This is a genomic window from Collinsella aerofaciens (assembly GCF_018785265.1).
Classification (GTDB): Bacteria; Actinomycetota; Coriobacteriia; order Coriobacteriales; family Coriobacteriaceae; genus Collinsella; species Collinsella aerofaciens_AI.
Map to the genome: position 1 here is coordinate 60154 of NZ_WQPK01000041.1, position 17767 is coordinate 77920.

The following is a 17767-nucleotide window of genomic DNA, read 5'->3' on the forward strand; positions in this document are numbered from 1 at the left end:
GTCTATTCCTCCACGGCCTGCGTGCCGGCGGCACGGGCCAAATCATCGATTGCCAGGGTGTCGGCGCCCAGGGCGCGATGACGGCCATCGAGCGCGGGATCGCCTGCCTGCTCCACGGCCAGTGACTCGCCGGTACGCATATACCACGCGGCGCGACGACCCCAGACCAGCGCCTCGAGCAGGCTGTTTGAAGCCAGGCGATTCTTGCCGTGAACGCCGTTGCAGGCCGTCTCGCCGGCGGCGTAGAGCTCGGGCATCGAGGTGCGGCCGTCCTTGTCGACCCACACGCCGCCCATAAAGTAGTGCTGCGTGGGCGTAACGGGGATGGGCTCGTCCAAGATGTCGCGGCTGTCCTCCAGGCAGCGCGCGCGAATGTTGGCAAAGTGCCCGGTCACCACATCGCGCTCGACGGGGGCAAAACTCAGCCACTCGTGCTCGGTACCGTCCTGCTTCATCTGCTCGCGAATAGCGGCGGCGACCACATCGCGCGGCTGAAGCTCGTCGGTAAAGCGCTCACCAGCGGCGTTGAGCAAAATCGCGCCCTCGCCGCGGCAGCTCTCGCTGATCAGGAAGGTGCGGCCCGGCTGCGGCGAGAACAGTCCCGTGGGGTGAATCTGCACGTAGTCCAGGTGCTCCATCTTAATGCCATGCTCCTGAGCGATGTAGCAGGCGTCGCCCGTGAGCTGCGGGTAGTTGGTCGAGTGGTCGTACACGCCGCCAATGCCACCCGTCGCCCACAGCGTGTGGCGGGCATGGATCTTAAACGGCTTACCGGCATGCACGCCCTCAACGGCATTTGCCAGCTCGTCGGCGGGGCGAACCGAGTTGTCCTCGTCCACGGCTACGGCGACGACGCCGGTGCACACCGTGGCGCCATCGCGCTCGGCGGTCAGGATGTCGGTCATGGCCGCGTGCTCCAAAATCTGCACGTTGTCCAGCTTGCGAACGGCCTGGAGCAGCTTGGTCGTGATCTCCTTGCCCGTAATGTCGGCATGGAAGGCAATGCGCGGACGGCTGTGCGCGCCCTCGCGGGTAAAATTGAGGCTGCCGTCGGCCTTGCGCTCAAAATCCACGCCCATCGCTAGCAGGTCGTTGATGACCGAGCGGCTCGAGCGAATCATGATGTCGACGCTCTCGCGGCGGTTCTCGTAGTGGCCGGCGTGTATGGTGTCCTCAAAGAAGGCATCGTAGTCCGAGCCTTCGGGCAGCACGCAAATGCCGCCCTGCGCGAGCATCGAATCGCACTCATCGACCGCGCCCTTGGAGAGCATGATCACGCGCGTGCTCGTCGGCAGATTGAGGGCCGCGTACAGACCCGCCACGCCGCAGCCGGCAATGACGACGTCGCACTCCATATCGGGGTATTGCTTGGTTTCCACAGGAATCCTCTCCCTTGAATGTGACATAAGGGACCGTCCCTCATGCAACATTGTTCTAGCGTGCTGCGTACTCGAGCATACGGTCGAGCGTGAGCTTGGCCTGGTCGGCAGCCTCGTCCGACACGCCGATCTGCACCTCGCCCTCGCCCGTCTCCAGGCAGCGCACGAGCTTCTCGAGCGTGATGAGATCCATGTTGACGCAGGTGGGCTGCACCGCGGGGAAGTAGAACTTCTTGCCGGTGCCCTGGCAGCGGCGCTCGAGCTCGTAGAGCACGCCGCGGACCGTCACGATGATGAATTCGCTCGCGCCGGACTCCTCGGCATACTTGATGATGCCGGCGGTGGAGCCGATGTAGTCGGCCTCGGCCAGGACGTCGGCCTTGCACTCGGGGTGCGCCAGCACGAGCGCGTCGGGGTGGGCCTCCGTCGCGTCGACGATCTGCTCGACGGTGATGATGTGATGGCGCGGGCAGTAGCCGTTGTTGAGGATGACGTGCTTTTGCGGCACCTGCTCGGCTACGAAGCGTCCCAGGTTTTGGTCGGGAATGAACAGAATATGCTGCTGCGGCAGCTCGGACACGATCTTAACGGCGTTGGAACTGGTGACGCACACGTCGCTCCAGCTCTTGATCTCGACCGTGGAGTTGACGTAGCACACCACGGCCAGGTCGTCGCCGTACTCGGCGCGCGCCGCGTCGACCGTCTCGCGCTTGACCATGTGCGCCATGGGACAGTCCGCGCCCGGCTCGGGCAGCAGCACGGTCTTAGTGGGATTGAGCAGCTTGGCGCTCTCGCCCATAAACTCCACGCCGCACAACACGATGGTCTGCTGCGGCAGGCTTTTGGCGAGCTTTGCCAGGTAGAAGCTATCGCCGACGTAATCGGCAACGGCTTGGACCTCGGGCGCCACGTAATAGTGCGCCAGGATCACCGCGTCACGTTGGGTTTTTAGTTGCTGAATGGCCTCGACGAGCTCTGCGGGCACCAGTGCCGCACGCTCCGTTGCCGTCGTTGCCGATGCCAGGCCGGCCGCGATATCGCGTGCAAGCTCCGACGCATCCATGTTCGCGCTCTGTGCCATCAAGGCCCCTCTCTTTTGGCGAATCTTGGGGCTTTAGTATGACACCTAGGTTTACAGCTGACAAGACAGCTGTAAACCTAGGTGTAAAGTTGAAATAAAGATTCAATCATGTGGCAGGTCCATTTTCGAACTGGCAAGCTGAGGATAGCTGAGCTCTCGATGGCGCAGGAGGCATCTTTCGCCACCGCAACACCGCTTGGCGCGAGCTGCACGCCGTGGGGCGCAAACGGTCCGCACCCCCGCAAGCGGCGCGTGCCCGATGTGGCAAAATCGAACTACTTAAGGGGGCCGAATGCTCAAGATTATTGCCTGCGACGATGATGTCGCTTTTCTAGATAGACTGCACCGGATGATCGACCGTTGGTCGACCGAGACGGGCACGGCGGTCGATGTTGCGCTCGTCACGCGCGGCGAGGACCTGCTGGCCCGCCATGCCGCATCGCGCGCCGACATCATTCTGCTCGACATGATCATGCCGCTCGTCAACGGCATGGACACCGCACGCGAACTGCGCCAGGCCGACACCGCCGTGCGCCTGGTGTTCCTCACCTCGTCGCCCGAGTTCGCGCTGGAATCCTACGAGGTCCGCGCCTTCGACTATCTGCTCAAGCCCGTGACTTACGAACGCCTGGCGAGATTACTCGACGAGCTTTCGAGCATGCGCCCGGCGGCAACCGACGAGCTCGTGATCAAAACTTCCTTTGGCTACCACGCCCTGCGCCTGTCCGACATCGAATATGCCGAGGCGCGCAACAAGCACGTGGTCTTCCACCTGCGCGACGGACGCGATATCGAGGCACTCGAGTCGTTCCGCAGCGTCGAGGACCGCTTGGAGCAAAACGCGGTCTTCTTTAAATGCCACCGCAGCTACCAGGTCAACCTGCGCAATATCGATCACTTTGACCGCACGGACATCGTCATGCGCTCGGGCGCGTGCATCCCGCTTTCGCGCAGCTGCAAGCAGGGATTCCAAGACGCCTACTTTGCGGCGCGCTTTGAGGGCGGGAGGCGCTGATGGTCTCCTCGGTCGAAATGGTCCTTTGGGCAATCCACCACGCCACGACGCTGCTCTTTGGCGTCTTTGCCTCGGCGGCGCTGTGCGGTGTCGAGATCAACCGGCGTCATGCGCTTGAACTGGTGTTGGTCGGTGCCGTAACCGGCGCTGCCTTTTCGATCGCCAATGCCGTCGGCGGAGAGCTTTTCGCCCGCCAGGTATATCCGCTCGTCGTGCATCTGCCGCTCATCATCTATTTGTGCGCGCGCTACCGCCTGAGCCCGCTGCTTGCCGTGCTCGGCATTACGAGTGCCTATCTGAGCTGCCAGTTCAGCAATTGGATGGGCATCGCCGCATTTGCCGCAACCGATTCTCAGATCGCGTACTATCTGGCGCGTATCGCGACCACACTCGCCGTCTTTGCCGTCCTGTTGCATTGGGCCGGCGACATCGGTCCGCGCTTGGCGATTAAAAGCACCACCGAGCTGGGCATCCTTTTAATCCTGCCGCTCGTCTATTACGTCTTTGACTATGCCACCAACGTCTACACCACGCTGTTCCACTCGGGCTCGGTGGTGACGGTTGAGTTTTTGGCATTTGCGCTCTGTGCCTTCTATCTTATGTTTCTTGCCGTTTACCTGCGCGAATACGAAGAAAAGGAAACCGCCGAGCGAGAGCGTTGGATGCTCGAGACCCGCGACAGCGCCGCCATCAAAGAGCTCGAGGCTTGGCGTCAATCTGGGCGCGAGCTGTCGATTCTGCGCCACGACATGCGCCACTTCCTACGCGGCCTGGCCGCTTTAATTGAGGAGGGCCACACCGACGAGGCGCTCAAACGCATCGATGAACTCTGCGAAGCCGGCGATCGCACCGCCGTACGCCGCTTCTGCGCCAACGAGACCGTAAACATCGCGCTTTCGTCATTTAACTCGGATATCAATAGAAACGGCATTACCGCCAACCTGCGCGCCGCCGTACCCGAAACCATCCACGTAGGCGACGCCGACCTGTTTAGCGTGCTCTCAAATGCCTTGGAAAACGCTATCACCGCCGCAAGCGCCGCACCCCAAGGAAAGCGATTCGTCGACCTTGACCTGCGATTAGAGGACAGCCAGCTGCTGCTGTTAGTTTCCAATACGTTTGACCGCGCGCCGCGCATGGTCGACGGCATGCCCGTGACCCGGCATGCGGGCCACGGCTTTGGCACCAGAAGCATCAAACTCGCCGTGGAGCGCATGAACGGCAACTGTCAGTTCCGCATTAACGGCGATCGGTTTGAGCTGCGCGCTGTGATGTAGAAGTGCGGCGCCGATCTCGCGGCGTGTCTTGCCCGCCAGGCAATCGCTCACCGGTGCCAATCCGCTACAGCGGAGCGGCCGCCGGAGTCAGCTGCTTGATGTAGGCCCACATGCGCTGCTTAGCGGCCTTGTCGGTGAGTGCCGCCTCAAAGCCATCGAGCGCGAGTACGCGGCGGCCCTGCACATGGGCGACCAAGCCGGGCTTGAGCATGGCGGTGTCGAAGTCATCGATTGCCACGAGCATGTCGGCGTAGGTCTCGCGCATGACATCGGCCGCGTTGTTGTCGAGCAGTAGCACCGCCTCGGGGTCCAAGGCCTCAAGCGCCTCGCGGAACAGCTCGCACGGTAGAGTCTCGCCCACCGCGGCCGCTCCGTCACCCACGCCAGCGACGCTTGCCAGCACGCAAAAATCCTCGGGCGCGTAGCCGATGGCCCCAAGCGCCTTGCGCAACGCCGCGCCATCCGGGCCGGCGGCAAGCTCGCCACCCGAACGCTCGGCCTCGTCCAGATCGCCTTTGACCAGCACGATCGGCGAGCACGCGTTGCCCGCGATACGCACGCCACGACCCGCGAGCGATGCGAGCTCCTGCTCGGTCGCCTGGGCGATGGCTTCTTTTTTCTGGCTTTGTGACGTGGGCATGCGCTCTCCAATCGTTTGCGTGCCCACCATTATATAAAAGAGCCGCCCGCGAGTGGTTGCTTTGCGGGCGGCTGGGTATAAGCACGGTCGTACTGAGTTTTACGCGGCCGAACCGCGTCGCATTATGGAGGTCACCATGGCTGACATTAATCAGATTACCCCCGAGAACTTCGATTCCATCGTTAACGACAGCCTGCCCGTGCTGGTCGATTTTTGGGCACCGTGGTGCGGGCCCTGTCGATCCCTCTCGCCCATCGTTGACGAGGTTGCCGATGAGCTGGCGGGCAAGCTTGCCGTTGCCAAATGCAACGTCGATGACAACCAGGACCTGGCCATGAAGTATGGCGTCATGAGCATCCCCACGCTGATTGTGTTTAAGAACGGCGAGGAGATTGACCGCTCGGTTGGCGCCCTGCCCAAGGCGAGGCTGCAGGCGCTGCTGGAGAAGCATCTGTAATACGCTTGTTACATGTTGCCGTCTGTCTGCCGTCCATGAGCGCTTTTGCACCGCTCGCCGGACTTCTGGATGTACCGAGTGCAACCACGGATAGTATGGTAGTCACAAACAGCCCCCAGTGAACGGGTGCGGGTCGCACAGACTCGTACCCGTTTTCTTATGCAGCCGCGCGCAGAGCGGGCGTAGTAAAATCTGAACCACTGAACTGCCCCATACAAAAGGAGATTTCCCATGCATGATGTTGGAATGAACATGAGCCAGCTTGCCATGAGCGTCAAGCAGGTCGACGACACCATCGAGCTCGCTCACGAGTGGAGCCATCAGCTGCTGCATGCGACCGAGAATTTTGACATGGAGCGCATCGGCGCCAAGCTCGAGGCCGCCATGGCTGCGCTGCACGAGGCCCACGACGCACTCGAGGGCTACGAAGAGGCCATCGAGGCCGACCACAACTCCGTCGGCTCCGTGAAGCTGGTGTAAGGTGGCCGAACACGAGCACTGCTGCGGGTACGAGCACGAGCATCCGCACGGGGCGGACGGTGACGCGGGCTGCCGCTGTAGTGGCTCCGGCTCCGAGCTGGTCCGTTTTTCGGTTACCGCACCCGACGACCTGCTGCGCCGTTTTGACGAGCAGATCGCGCGCCGCGGCGATGTGGCCAACCGCTCCGAGGCCGTGCGCGACCTGATTCGCGCCTCGATCGCCAAGGAGCAGATGCGCACGCCCGATGAGCATGTTATCGGGTCGCTCACCATGATCTACGACCATCACACCGGCGATCTGACGCGCCGCCTGGACGAGGTGCAGCACGACTACACCGACGAGATCGTATCGACGATGCACGTGCATTTGGATCACCACAACTGCTTGGAGATTCTGGCGCTCAAGGGTCGCGGCGAGCGCGTCTACGAACTAGCCGACCGTCTGCTGGGCCTGCGCGGCGTTAAGCACGGCGAGCTCACGTGCGCCGCCACCAAGCAGAGCCTGGGGCTGTAGCGGAATTTCCCGCAGCGCACCTGCCAAAAAGGGACAGGTTTGTTTTGGCAGGTTTAGCGTTTTACCTACCAAAATAAACCTGTCCTTTTTTGGTCGGTTTTGATGAGGGGTGTCGCATGCGGCATGTGCATATTCATGTGACGGGCATTGTACAGGGCGTTGGCATGCGACCGTTTGTGTATCGCGAGGCCATGGCGCATGGCATTTGCGGATGGGTGCTCAATGCGGGCGACGGCGTGCATATCGAGGTGCACGCTCCGGCCGATGCACTCGATGCTTTTGTTGCCGCGCTTTCTGAGCATGCGCCTGCGGCAGCCCGCGTAGAGCATGTCGAGGTTGTGGACTTGGCAGCCAACGGTTGGGATGCCGCCAACGAACAGGGCTTTCGCATCGTAGCATCGCAGGACCAGACCGCGCACACGACGCTTGTCTCGCCCGATATCGCCACCTGCAACGATTGCTTGCGCGAATTGTTCGATCCCGCCGACCGACGCTATCACTACCCCTTTATCAACTGCACTAACTGCGGGCCACGCTTTACCATCATCCGATCGTTGCCTTATGACCGAGCGGCCACGTCGATGGATTGTTTTCCCATGTGTCCCAGGTGTGCCGCGGAGTATGCCGACCCACTCGACCGGCGTTTTCACGCGCAACCCGATGCCTGCTTTGATTGCGGGCCGCATATTACGTGGCGCGAGGCTGTGAACGGCGATGCGTGCGGGAATTCGTCCGCGACACCGGCCGTCGGCACCACACGCGAGGCCAGCGACGCTATCATCGAGCGCTGCGTTGAGCTGCTGGCCAGCGGTGGCATCGTCGCCATCAAGGGCCTGGGCGGATTCCATCTATCCTGTGACGCTGCCAACGAGCAGGCGGTGGCCGAGCTGCGCCGTCGCAAGCGTCGCAGCAATAAGCCGCTTGCCGTCATGGTGCGCAGTCTTGCCGATGCCGGGCGCCTGTGCCATATCGACGATGCTGAACGCGATCTGCTCGCCGGCAGTATCCGCCCCATCGTGCTGCTGCGCCGGCGGGCTGTCTGCGGGAACGACGGCGATTCTTCCGACGCCCTCGTACTCGCACCGTCCGTCGCGCGCGACCTGCCCGAGCTTGGCGTTATGCTCCCCTACACCCCGCTTCAGCATCTTCTGCTTGCAGCTGCCGCGTCACACGGTATGCACGCGCTCGTCATGACCAGCGGCAACCTGAGCGAAGAGCCCATCGAGACCGATGACGATCTTGCCTGGGAGCGCCTCGTTGCCGCCGGCATTGCCGACGCGCTGCTCGGCAACGATCGAGCGATTCTCTCGCGCTATGACGATTCCGTGGTGCGCGTGGTCGACGGCGCCGTTATGCCCGTTCGCCGCGCTCGTGGATATGCACCCCAGCCGCTGCCGTTGCCGGCGCTCGACGGCGCTCCGTCCTGCGTACTCGCCTGCGGGCCGCAACAAAAGGCCACGATTACGCTCACGCGTGAAGGGACGAACGGCGAGGCGACCTGTTTTGTGTCGCAGCATATCGGCGATGTTGAAAACGGCGGGACCTTCGATGCCTGGAACACCGCGCGCACGCGCTTGGAAGATCTCTTTGATTTGGCGCCCGCCGCCTTGGCCTGCGATTTACACCCCAGCTATCTATCGGGCCAGTGGGCGCGCGAGCAGGCGCGAAAATGCAATCTGCCGCTCGTCGAGGTGCAGCACCATCATGCGCATATCGCGAGCGTAATGGCTGAGGCTATCGCCGCTGGCCAGCTTACAACCGACGCGCGCGTCCTTGGCATCGCCTTTGACGGCACCGGCGCCGGCACCGATGGGACCATTTGGGGCGGCGAGTTTCTTGTTGCCGGCCTTGACGGCTTTGAGCGCGCCGCGCATTTGCGCACCTGGGCGCTCCCCGGTGGGGCGGCCTCCGTGCGCGACGCCCGCCGCAACGCCTTTGCCCTGCTCAGTGAGCTCGGCCTGCTCGAGCACCCGGGAGCTGTGGGGCTCTTGAACAGCCTTGACGAGCAAACGCGCAGCATAACGGCAACGATGATCGAGCGCGGCATCAACAGTCCGCGCACTAGCAGCATGGGTCGCCTGTTTGATGCCGCAGCCGCGATTTTGGGCATTTGCGGCCAGGCAACCTACGAGGGCGAACCCGCCATCGAGCTCGAAGCCGCCGCCTGGCGCGCGCTCGACAGCGAAATCGCCCATTTTCCCGACGACAACGCCGGCTATTCCGCATCTGACCCATCGTGGCTGGACGGCCCCTATGTTCTGGACCAGAAAGCACTCTTTGAGGCACTTTTGGGAGGAATTGAAGCCGGAGCGCCCGCCGACAGGCTCGCACTCGATTTCCATGTCGCCGTCGCGCGCTCCTCGGCACGAATCGCACGCGAAATCTGCGCGCGCGAAGGCATCGATACCGTCGCACTCTCGGGCGGCGTGTTCATGAACCGACTTTTGCTTCAGCTCCTCACCCGCAAGCTTAAAGACGCAGGCCTTACGGTCTTGATTCCCCAAACCGTGCCCGTTAACGACGGCTGCATCGCCTACGGTCAGGCGGCAGTCGCACGCACTCGCCTCGCACAGGTCGCGCCACAATAGGCTGTTCGGCCAGCCCGCAAGCCGCCGTCTCACAGGCGTAACGCGTTTGCCCGCGAACCCCGCGAGCGCTACCATCAACTGATGGATTATTGAGCGCTCATCCAGCGCAAAGCGTATACAAGGGGAACAATATGTGCCTTGCCGTTCCCGGTAAAGTAGTCAAACGCGACGACGGCCTCAAGGCCACCGTCGACATGATGGGCATCGAGCGCCCCGTGTCGCTGCGGCTCGTGCCGACGGCGCAGGTTGGCGACTATATTCTCGTACACGCCGGCTTTGGCATCCAGATTGTCGACGAGCAGGAAGCACAGGAAACGCTCGAGCTTGTTAATGCCATGTCCGAGCTGGTCGAAGAAGACCAGCTGGCCACCAACCCGGCGGAGGCTTACTAGTGGCGCCCGAGCAGCCGGCTCGCTCCGGTATCGATTTCTCGGCATTCCGCGATCCCAAGCTGGCTCGCGAGCTCATCGAGCGCATTCATGAGCTTGTCGGCGACCGCACCATCAACCTTATGGAAGTCTGCGGCACGCATACCGTGAGCATCGGGCGCTATGGCTTTCGCTCCATTATGCCGGCAGGGCTCAAGCTGCTGAGCGGCCCGGGCTGCCCCGTCTGCGTCACCGCCAACCGCGACATCGACCACGCAATCGCGCTCGCCAACATAGACGGCGCCATCATCACCACCTTTGGCGACATGATGCGCGTGCCCGGATCATCCACCTCGCTCGCTGCGCAAAAAGCGGCAGGGCGTGACATTCGCATCGTCTACTCCCCGCTCGACGCGCTCGACATTGCCGAGCAAAACCCTGATCGCCCGGTCATTTTTATGGGCGTGGGCTTTGAGACTACGACGCCCACCATCGCCGCCGCCATCTTGGAGGCCGAGGCGCGCGGGCTTTTGAACTTCTCGGTCTATTGCGCCCACAAGACCACGCCGCCGGCGTTGCGTGCCATCGCCAACGACCCCGAGACCGCCATCGACGGCTTTATCCTGCCGGGCCACGTCGCCACCATCACGGGCTTGGCCCCCTTTGGCTTTTTGGTCGACGAGTTTAAGACTCCAGGCGTGGTAACGGGATTTGAGCCGGTCGACATCTTGCAGGGTATCTGCATGCTGGTCCAGATGGTTGTTGAGGGGCAACCCGCGATCGACAACGCCTACCGCCGCGGCGTCAATGCCGACGGCAATTCTGTGGCGCGCCAGCTGGTCGAGCAGGTATTTGAGCCGTGCGATACCACGTGGCGCGGGCTGGGATCGATTGCGGCTTCGGGACTCGCCATTCGTCCCGAGTTTTCGCACTTTGATGCCAGCATGCGCTTTGACGTGTCCATCGAGCCGACGGTCGAGCCACGCGGGTGCCGCTGCGGCGACGTGCTGCGCGGGGCCATTACGCCGAGCGACTGCCCCCTGTTCGGCCACGCTTGTACGCCCGAGCATCCCGTCGGCCCCTGCATGGTGAGCTCCGAGGGCAGCTGCGCAGCATATTTCCGCTACCGAGGCTAATAGGTTCCGCCGTTCTAACGAACGGCGGACCAGTCGACGCTGCGCCTCACCCATATAATTCCACCCACGATTGGAGTTTTCGATATGTCCCATAGCGTTACCGATAGCACCGTCCTGCTGGGCCACGGCTCCGGCGGACAGATGATGAAGCGCATCATCGATGAGGTCTTTTTGGATGCCTTTGGGTCGCCCGAGCTGCTCGAAGGCAACGACGCCGGCGTCGCCGCGCTGCCCGCGAGCGGGCGCATCGCCATGTCGACCGACAGCTTTGTAGTCTCGCCGCAGTTCTTCCCCGGTGGCAACATCGGCCGTCTCGCCGTGTGCGGAACCGTCAACGACGTCGCGACCTCGGGCGCCAACGTGCGCTACCTATCGTGCGGCTTTATCCTCGAAGAGGGCTATCCCATGGATAGGCTCCGCCAGATTGTGCAGACGATGGCCGAAACGGCGCATGAGGCGGGCGTGTCCATAATCACGGGCGACACCAAGGTGGTCGAGCGCGGCGGGGCCGACGGCGTCTACATCAATACCGCCGGCGTGGGCGAGGTTCCCACGGGCGTGGCGCTCAGCGGCGCCAACTGCCGCCCCGGCGATGTCATCCTGGTCTCGGGTACGCTGGGCGACCACGGCATCGCCATCATGAGCCAACGCGAGGGCCTGGCGTTTTCGAGCACGATCGAAAGCGATGCCGCGCCGCTCAACCACCTGATTGCCGACGTTCTGGCCGCAGCGCCCGGCACGCGTTGCTTTCGCGACCCCACGCGCGGTGGCCTAGCGTCCACACTCAACGAGTTTGCCCAGGCCAGCAATGTCGCCATGGAGGTCGACGAGGATGCCGTGCCCGTGCGTCCCGACGTGCAGGCCGCCTGCGAGATGCTCGGCTACGATGTGTTGCAGGTGGCAAACGAGGGCAAGATGGTCGCCGTCGTACCGGCCGAGCAAGCCGATGCCGCACTGAGCGCCATGCGCGCCGCCCACTACGGCGAGAACGCCGCCATCATCGGTCGCGTGCTGCCACTTGCCGAGGGCGCCCGCCCCGCCGTGCGCGTGCGCACCGGCTGGGGCTCGACCCGCATCCTCGACATGCTCGTAGGAGAGCAGCTGCCGAGAATTTGCTAACGACAAAGGCTCAGGGCTATTAAAGATATTCAGATTCCAAACATGCCCGGCACGCATGCCCAGTATCATGGGGTGCGTTTTACAACTCAAGCGGCAGGAGCACCCATGGCAGCAGCTTTTTCCCATGTGATCTTTGACCTGGACGGCACCATTCTCAACACGCTCGAGGACCTGGCGGCCGCCGGCAACCATACCTGCGAGGCGCACGGCTGGCCCACGTTTGCCGTTGACGAGTACCGCTACAAGGTGGGAAACGGCATGCTCAAGCTGGTTGAGCGCTTTATGCCCGCCGAGTACGCAGGCGACGGCCGCATGTTTGAGCAGACGCTTGCCGAGTTTAGGGCTTACTACGGCGAGCACAAGGAAGACCACACCGCTCCCTATGCCGGCACGATCGAGATGCTCGACCGCTTGCGCGCCGCGGGCGTTCAGCTTGCCGTGCTCACTAACAAGGACCACGTCTCGGCGGCTTCGCTTATCGAAAAGTATTTTGGTTCCAAGCGCTTTGCGCTGGTGCAGGGCCGTGTCGATGCGTTTCCGCCCAAGCCCGAAGCACCCGTCACGCTGCATGTGATGGAAGAGCTAGGCGCCGACCCGGCGACCACGCTCTACGTAGGCGATTCCAATGTCGATATCCTGACCGGCCACAACGCCGGCCTTAAGAGTGCGGGCGTCAGCTGGGGTTTCCGCGGCCGCGCAGAGCTGGAAGCCACCGGCGCCGACTACGTGGTGGACACCCAGGCAGAGCTCGCAGCGCTGATCCTGGGCGAGTAACGAGCAACACTGCTTAACGCAGCTGCGACAATTCTTCCGCGCGGAAAGCGCATCCCGTTTTGAAGCTCCGGAATGGGATGCGCTTTCCGTTTGAGGCGCATCAGGGAAACCGCATCCCACTTCAGAGCAATATTCCGGGTCGCAGTTTCCGCAACCCACCCCATCCGGAAAATGCGACCCACTATTCGGCCAAAAACCGGGTCGCGGTTTCCCAAGCACTCGGTGCAACGCTGGCACAAGGAGTGTCCCCAACTGCCGGCAGAAAAGGAACGTCCCCAGCTGCCGCCTTCCCAATGACTACTTCAGCGATGGCAACGTCGCAGGTAAAAGTGCCACTTTAAGCCAACCAAGGGAACGACGTTGTTTTGGCAACGACAGCGAAAGCCCGCCAGAGCGAGCAAGGTGCCTTGAAACAAGGCGGCATTGACCTTTTGGTCATGCCGCCGAAGTTGAAAGGCAGATTGCCGCTCTGGCGGGCTTGCAGCGTCGAGCAGTTGCGGCGTTTGGTAAAACGCCGCAACGAACTAGCTCAACATTGCATCCATCATCTCGGAGTTGACGGAGTCGTCGGCAGACCACTCGCCGTCGTCGTTGCAGGTGTACTTGAAGATGACCGTGGTCTTCCTGGGCTCGGTGGCCTTGGTCACATCGACCATGACCTGACCGGCCATCTTGTACAGCTCGTCATCGGAAGGAACCGTATCAAGCGCAGCGACCTTCTCCTGATACTGGGTGGAGAAGTCCTCGACGATCTTGTTCATAGACTTGCAGGTGATAGAGACCTCGGCGGTCGCGACACCCTTGTCCTCGTCGACCGTCACGTCGCCGATCTTGTAGTCAAAGCCCTCGAGATAGGTCTTGGCGTACTCCTTGGGATCGATACCCAGCTGCTCGAACTCGTCGCCCGAAGCCTCCTCCAGACCAGAGAGGAAGTCGTCGCCACCGTTCTTGACCTCGTCAAACTGTGTCGTAAGATCCTCGGTGATGAGCTCCTCAACCGAAGGACCTCCACAGCCGGAAAGTACGACCACGCATGCAACCAAGACGGCCATGAGGGGCGCAAGCAGCAGCTTCTTTTTCATGTTGTTCCTCCCAATGAGCGGCACCGCGCTTCCCGGACGCGGCACACGTTGTAATAAGTAAGCCCATACTATCCACTTATGAACACCCTCGGCAACGCGAAGGCGCGGTCGGTTCGTTTTAGCGTCCGAACGGTTTGCAAGCCCGCCCAACGTGCAATAAAACGCTTCCCCGCGATGCAATAAAAAAGGTGGCCGGAAAACCCGACCACCCTTGCACATCCTTTGGATGCCGCAGTTTACTTGCGGACGACCTTAACGATGGCGTCGCCGGCGGCGACGGCGGACTCTGCCTCAACGGTGAGCTCGACGTCGGCAAACTCGGCGGTGTTGGACACGGCCACCACGACGCAGTCCTTATAACCAGCAGCGGCGATCTTGGCACGGTCGATCTTGAGTATGGGCTGGCCGGCCTTCACAACGTCGTCGGCCTTGACGAAGCCCTCGAAGCCATCGCCGTTCATGTTGACAGTATCGACGCCAACGTGCACCAGAACCTCGATGCCGCTATCGGACTGCAGACCCACGGCGTGACCCATGGTGACGGTCACCTTGCCGTCGCAGGGAGCGTAGACCAGGTCGTCCTCGGGCCACACGGCGCAGCCCTTGCCCAGAACCTCGCCACCAAAGACGGGATCGGGCACGTCGGCCATCTTGATGACCTTGCCCTTGACGGGCGAGCACAGCACGTCGGCGCCGGCAGAAGCAGAGATGGAAGCGGGAGCTGCAGCAGCGGCAGGCTCAGCCTTCTTCTTAAACATGTCAAACAGACCCATACGTTTTCTCCTCTTGATTAAGCGCAACGTTATGCGCATGCCTATGGTGATTATAGTGCCAAATGGTTCAAATGCTAAGGTGGGGACTCGAATCGCGAGCCCTTCCCGGTAGTGCTCGCGGGACGAGCATCTCCTTTGCATCGCGGGTCGATAAGCCGAGTATCGTCTGCGCACGGGACGGGCAGAAGCGGGCGCACCAAACCCGATACTTCTTTTCGCTCTCGAGTCCTGCCGCCGCCCCGTCCCTGACACTTCCTGATACCGACCGAAACGTGCCAAAATAAACCCGTCCCTTTTTGGTAGGTTTGGCGAGTGTGGATTTTCGGACGCTTAACTAACGAGCGTGGATAATCTCCCACTTTGACTTTGAGGCCGTCACCGAGCCAAAAACGGGAGATTATCCACGTTCATTTTGGATGACCCCCTTGTACCAAGCCGAGCTCCATGGTCAAGTAATAACGACTTTTTATCATTAGATTGTTTACATCAATTCTAATAACTATTTAATCCTTAAACTCGTTATTAGAATTGATATGATTAGCCTAATAACGAGTTTCCGGCACTAAAGATATGGAGGGCGCGATGCAAATCGAGGAGAACGGCCAGGGAACGCTCCGCAATAATCTATCGGGGAAATTGGCTTACTATTCGTTTTTTCCAACGCCCTTGCAATCATTGAGGCAGCTAAACCTCACCGAGGAAACCTATCGCACGCTTTCCGCATGCTCACGAAAGCTTGGAGAGCTTGAAGGCATGCTCTACTTTGTTCCCAACGCCGACATGTATCTGACAATGTACGTGCGCAAAGAAGCACTCCTTTCTTCGCAAATTGAGGGAACCCAGTGCACGTTTGACGACCTACTTAGTCCATCGCAAACACAACTCCATCATAAAGATGTCGCAGACGTCGTGAATTACGTCCGTGCTGTCGACCGCGGCGTAGAACTGCTCAAAAAGATGCCCTTGTGCACGAGACTTCTTAGGCAAGTTCATGCGGTCCTGCTGGACGGAGTGCGCGGAACGGAGAAGAATCCAGGCGAGCTGCGCTCCTCACAAAACTGGATTGGCCCCTCAGGCTGCACCATTGCAACCGCATCGTTTGTCCCTCCAAACATTGAAGATTTGAGTAACACGCTCCAGGACCTCGAACGCTTTATCAATGAGCCTCAAGTCGAAATGGATCCGATTGTGCGGGCGGCGCTCGTCCATTACCAATTTGAAACTGCCCATCCATTCCTAGACGGAAACGGTCGCCTGGGCAGGCTTCTCATTACACTTATGCTCATCAATGATGGCGTTCTTCATTCTTGCTTGTTCTATCCATCGTTCCAGTTCAAGAAAAACCGAAGCGAGTACTACCGGCAACTCACATCCGTAAGGGAGAGAGGCACTTACGAGGAATGGATAGAGTTTTTCTGCAACAGTCTTCTCGAGAGTGCGAAGGACTCGGTAGGGTCTTTAAAAAACCTTGTTGACCTCCATAACCGTTCCACAGCAACCATTACCGAAAATCTCGGAAGGACTGCTGCAAACGGGCAAAGGCTGTTGGGCATTCTTGAAGAGCACCCCATCGTCGACACCGCATTCATCGCTGCCCAACTCGATATCGGCAGGAGTACCGCGAGCTCGCTCGTCAAATCATTTGAAGAATTGGGTATCCTCCGTCCGCTCGACGAGTCAAGACAGAGATACCGGCAGTACGGGTATGAAGAGTATCTTTCGATTCTCAGGGAAGACGCCGAGCCGATTAGATAGGCATCGCAGCCCAGGCAAATTAAAGCGAGCGTGGATAATCTCCCACTTTGAGCCCGCACACAGGCCAAAAACGGGAGATTATCCACGCTCGTTCCTGAGTAGTCATTTTTGAACGTCCCCAATGACTAGTCCGGCAACGCCGATGCCTTGGCAACGGCAGCGAACGGGCCGCATTCGGAGCAAGACGACGCCGCAGGTAGAGAACGGACAGCGAGCGGGTCGCATTTGAGACAAGGTGACGTGAAACGAAAGGGCGCTGGCCTTCTGGTCGCGCCCTTGAAGTTGAACGTCAGATTGTCCAAATGCGGCCCGCGCAGCGTCGAGCAGTTACGGCGTTTGGTAAAACGCCGTAACTAACGTGCTCCGTACTGCTCGTAGTAGGCGTCGATGGCGGTCTTGAGCTCGTCGTCGATGACAACCTTGCCGTCGATCTCGTGGTTGTAGAGGGTCTCGACGACCTCGGCCATGGAGACGATGCTCGCGACGGGGAAACCGTACTTGGCCTCGATCTCCTTCTGCGCGGTGGTCACACCGCCCTTGCCGACCTCCATGCGGTTGAGGGACACGATCAGGCCCTTGATCTCGACATCGGCAGCAGCCTTGACCTTGGGATAGGTCTCGTCGATGGACTTGCCGCTGGTGGTAACGTCCTCGACCATGACCACACGGTCGCCGTCCTTGGGCTCATAACCCAGCAGGTTGCCCTTATCGGCACCGTGGTCCTTGGCCTCCTTACGGTCGCAGCAGTACTTAACCTCCTTGCCGTACAGCTCGTGGTAGGCAATGGCGGTCACGACAGACAGCGGAATACCCTTGTAGGCCGGCCCAAACAGGACGTCAAAGTCGTCGCCAAAGTTATCGTGGATGGCCTGGGCGTAATACTCGCCCAGCTTCTTGAGCTGATAGCCCGTCACATAAGCGCCGGCGTTCATAAAGAACGGGGACTGGCGGCCGCTCTTGAGCGTAAAGCTGCCGAACTTAAGAACGTCGGACTCGACCATGAACTTGATGAACTCTTGCTTGTAAGCCTCCATGCGGGCTCCTCTCGTAATCGCGTACGTGCCTTCCAGTTTAGCGCAGGCGAAGCGTCGATGCGGGCGCGCTTTGAGGCCGCGGCGTTCTGTAAAGGCTTTGTCAGGGGGAATGGTTTTCCGAACAATGGGGGTTGACATTTCAAACCCCCTCATCAAGAATACGGGCGGATTGAAACGGGTACGAGATACCCAAAGCGCGCTGCGCCCGGCCTTAAGGAGGTGTGCCATGGAAGGCAGTCCTAGTCGAAAAACCTGCATGTCGCCCTCGGCACGCCGCGAGGATTCCGTATTCGCA

At 60.7% G+C, this 17767-nt stretch carries 17 protein-coding genes; 11 read left to right on the forward strand and 6 right to left on the reverse strand.

The annotated features are described in order from the left end of the window. Positions 1 to 2: 2 nt before the first annotated feature. On the reverse strand, positions 3 to 1406 hold the full coding sequence (locus GPK42_RS06845) for an FAD-binding protein (RefSeq protein WP_215694441.1): 1404 nt from the start codon (positions 1404 to 1406) through the stop codon (positions 3 to 5). Between the two features lie 28 nt (positions 1407 to 1434). After that, a complete protein-coding gene (gene nadA, locus GPK42_RS06850; protein ID WP_215694443.1) occupies positions 1435 to 2460 on the reverse strand; it encodes a quinolinate synthase NadA in 1026 nt (341 codons plus the stop codon). Positions 2461 to 2752: 292 nt separating this feature from the next. On the opposite strand from nadA, the gene GPK42_RS06855 reads away from it, so the two are divergent. Both GPK42_RS06855 and GPK42_RS06860 read left to right on the forward strand, forming a co-directional pair. Then, complete coding sequence (locus GPK42_RS06855; RefSeq protein WP_215694445.1) at positions 2753 to 3475, forward strand: LytR/AlgR family response regulator transcription factor; 723 nt, start codon at positions 2753 to 2755, stop codon at positions 3473 to 3475. Next, positions 3475 to 4752: a sensor histidine kinase gene (locus tag GPK42_RS06860; protein WP_215694447.1), complete on the forward strand. Its 1278-nt coding sequence runs from the start codon at positions 3475 to 3477 to the stop codon at positions 4750 to 4752. Before GPK42_RS06855 ends, GPK42_RS06860 begins: the two co-directional genes overlap by 1 nt. Positions 4753 to 4816: 64 nt before the next feature. On the opposite strand, the gene GPK42_RS06865 is transcribed toward GPK42_RS06860, so the two are convergent. Next, a complete protein-coding gene (locus tag GPK42_RS06865; RefSeq protein ID WP_252200179.1) occupies positions 4817 to 5392 on the reverse strand; it encodes a hypothetical protein in 576 nt (191 codons plus the stop codon). A 136-nt stretch (positions 5393 to 5528) separates the two neighbouring features. On the opposite strand from GPK42_RS06865, the gene trxA reads away from it, so the two are divergent. The 8 genes from trxA (at position 5529) to GPK42_RS06905 (ending at position 12828) form a co-directional block, all read left to right on the forward strand. After that, the gene (gene trxA / locus GPK42_RS06870) at positions 5529 to 5849 is read left to right on the forward strand and encodes a thioredoxin (RefSeq protein WP_022093990.1); all 321 of its coding nucleotides are present in this window, start codon (positions 5529 to 5531) and stop codon (positions 5847 to 5849) included. Positions 5850 to 6080: 231 nt separating this feature from the next. Next, entirely contained in the window at positions 6081 to 6329 is a 249-nt protein-coding gene (locus GPK42_RS06875) for a hypothetical protein (protein WP_006235225.1), read from the forward strand. 1 nt (position 6330) lies between these two features. Next, positions 6331 to 6843 (forward strand): nickel-responsive transcriptional regulator NikR, encoded by a 513-nt coding sequence (gene nikR, locus GPK42_RS06880; protein ID WP_215694451.1) that lies wholly within the window; start codon positions 6331 to 6333, stop codon positions 6841 to 6843. 116 nt (positions 6844 to 6959) lie between these two features. Next, positions 6960 to 9431: a carbamoyltransferase HypF gene (gene hypF / locus GPK42_RS06885; RefSeq protein WP_215694452.1), complete on the forward strand. Its 2472-nt coding sequence runs from the start codon at positions 6960 to 6962 to the stop codon at positions 9429 to 9431. 131 nt (positions 9432 to 9562) lie between these two features. Beyond that, positions 9563 to 9823 (forward strand): HypC/HybG/HupF family hydrogenase formation chaperone, encoded by a 261-nt coding sequence (locus tag GPK42_RS06890; protein WP_195239843.1) that lies wholly within the window; start codon positions 9563 to 9565, stop codon positions 9821 to 9823. Further along, a complete protein-coding gene (gene hypD, locus GPK42_RS06895; RefSeq protein WP_338404344.1) occupies positions 9823 to 10935 on the forward strand; it encodes a hydrogenase formation protein HypD in 1113 nt (370 codons plus the stop codon). Before GPK42_RS06890 ends, hypD begins: the two co-directional genes overlap by 1 nt. 84 nt (positions 10936 to 11019) lie before the next feature. Then, a complete protein-coding gene (gene hypE / locus GPK42_RS06900; RefSeq protein WP_215694455.1) occupies positions 11020 to 12054 on the forward strand; it encodes a hydrogenase expression/formation protein HypE in 1035 nt (344 codons plus the stop codon). 105 nt (positions 12055 to 12159) lie between these two features. Continuing rightward, complete coding sequence (locus tag GPK42_RS06905; protein ID WP_215694457.1) at positions 12160 to 12828, forward strand: HAD family hydrolase; 669 nt, start codon at positions 12160 to 12162, stop codon at positions 12826 to 12828. Between the two features lie 524 nt (positions 12829 to 13352). On the opposite strand, the gene GPK42_RS06910 is transcribed toward GPK42_RS06905, so the two are convergent. Both GPK42_RS06910 and GPK42_RS06915 read right to left on the reverse strand, forming a co-directional pair. Then, a complete protein-coding gene (locus GPK42_RS06910) occupies positions 13353 to 13910 on the reverse strand; it encodes a hypothetical protein (RefSeq protein WP_035136614.1) in 558 nt (185 codons plus the stop codon). Between the two features lie 236 nt (positions 13911 to 14146). After that, the gene (locus GPK42_RS06915) at positions 14147 to 14683 is read right to left on the reverse strand and encodes a PTS sugar transporter subunit IIA (RefSeq protein WP_035136613.1); all 537 of its coding nucleotides are present in this window, start codon (positions 14681 to 14683) and stop codon (positions 14147 to 14149) included. 582 nt (positions 14684 to 15265) lie between these two features. On the opposite strand from GPK42_RS06915, the gene GPK42_RS06920 reads away from it, so the two are divergent. Continuing rightward, positions 15266 to 16438 carry a Fic family protein gene (locus GPK42_RS06920; protein ID WP_035136612.1) on the forward strand — a complete coding sequence of 391 codons (1173 nt, stop codon included), beginning with the start codon at positions 15266 to 15268 and terminating at the stop codon, positions 16436 to 16438. Between the two features lie 353 nt (positions 16439 to 16791). Here GPK42_RS06920 and pyrE read toward each other — a convergent pair whose 3' ends face one another. Continuing rightward, positions 16792 to 17472: an orotate phosphoribosyltransferase gene (gene pyrE, locus GPK42_RS06925; RefSeq protein WP_215694460.1), complete on the reverse strand. Its 681-nt coding sequence runs from the start codon at positions 17470 to 17472 to the stop codon at positions 16792 to 16794. Between the last annotated feature and the right edge of the window lie 295 nt (positions 17473 to 17767).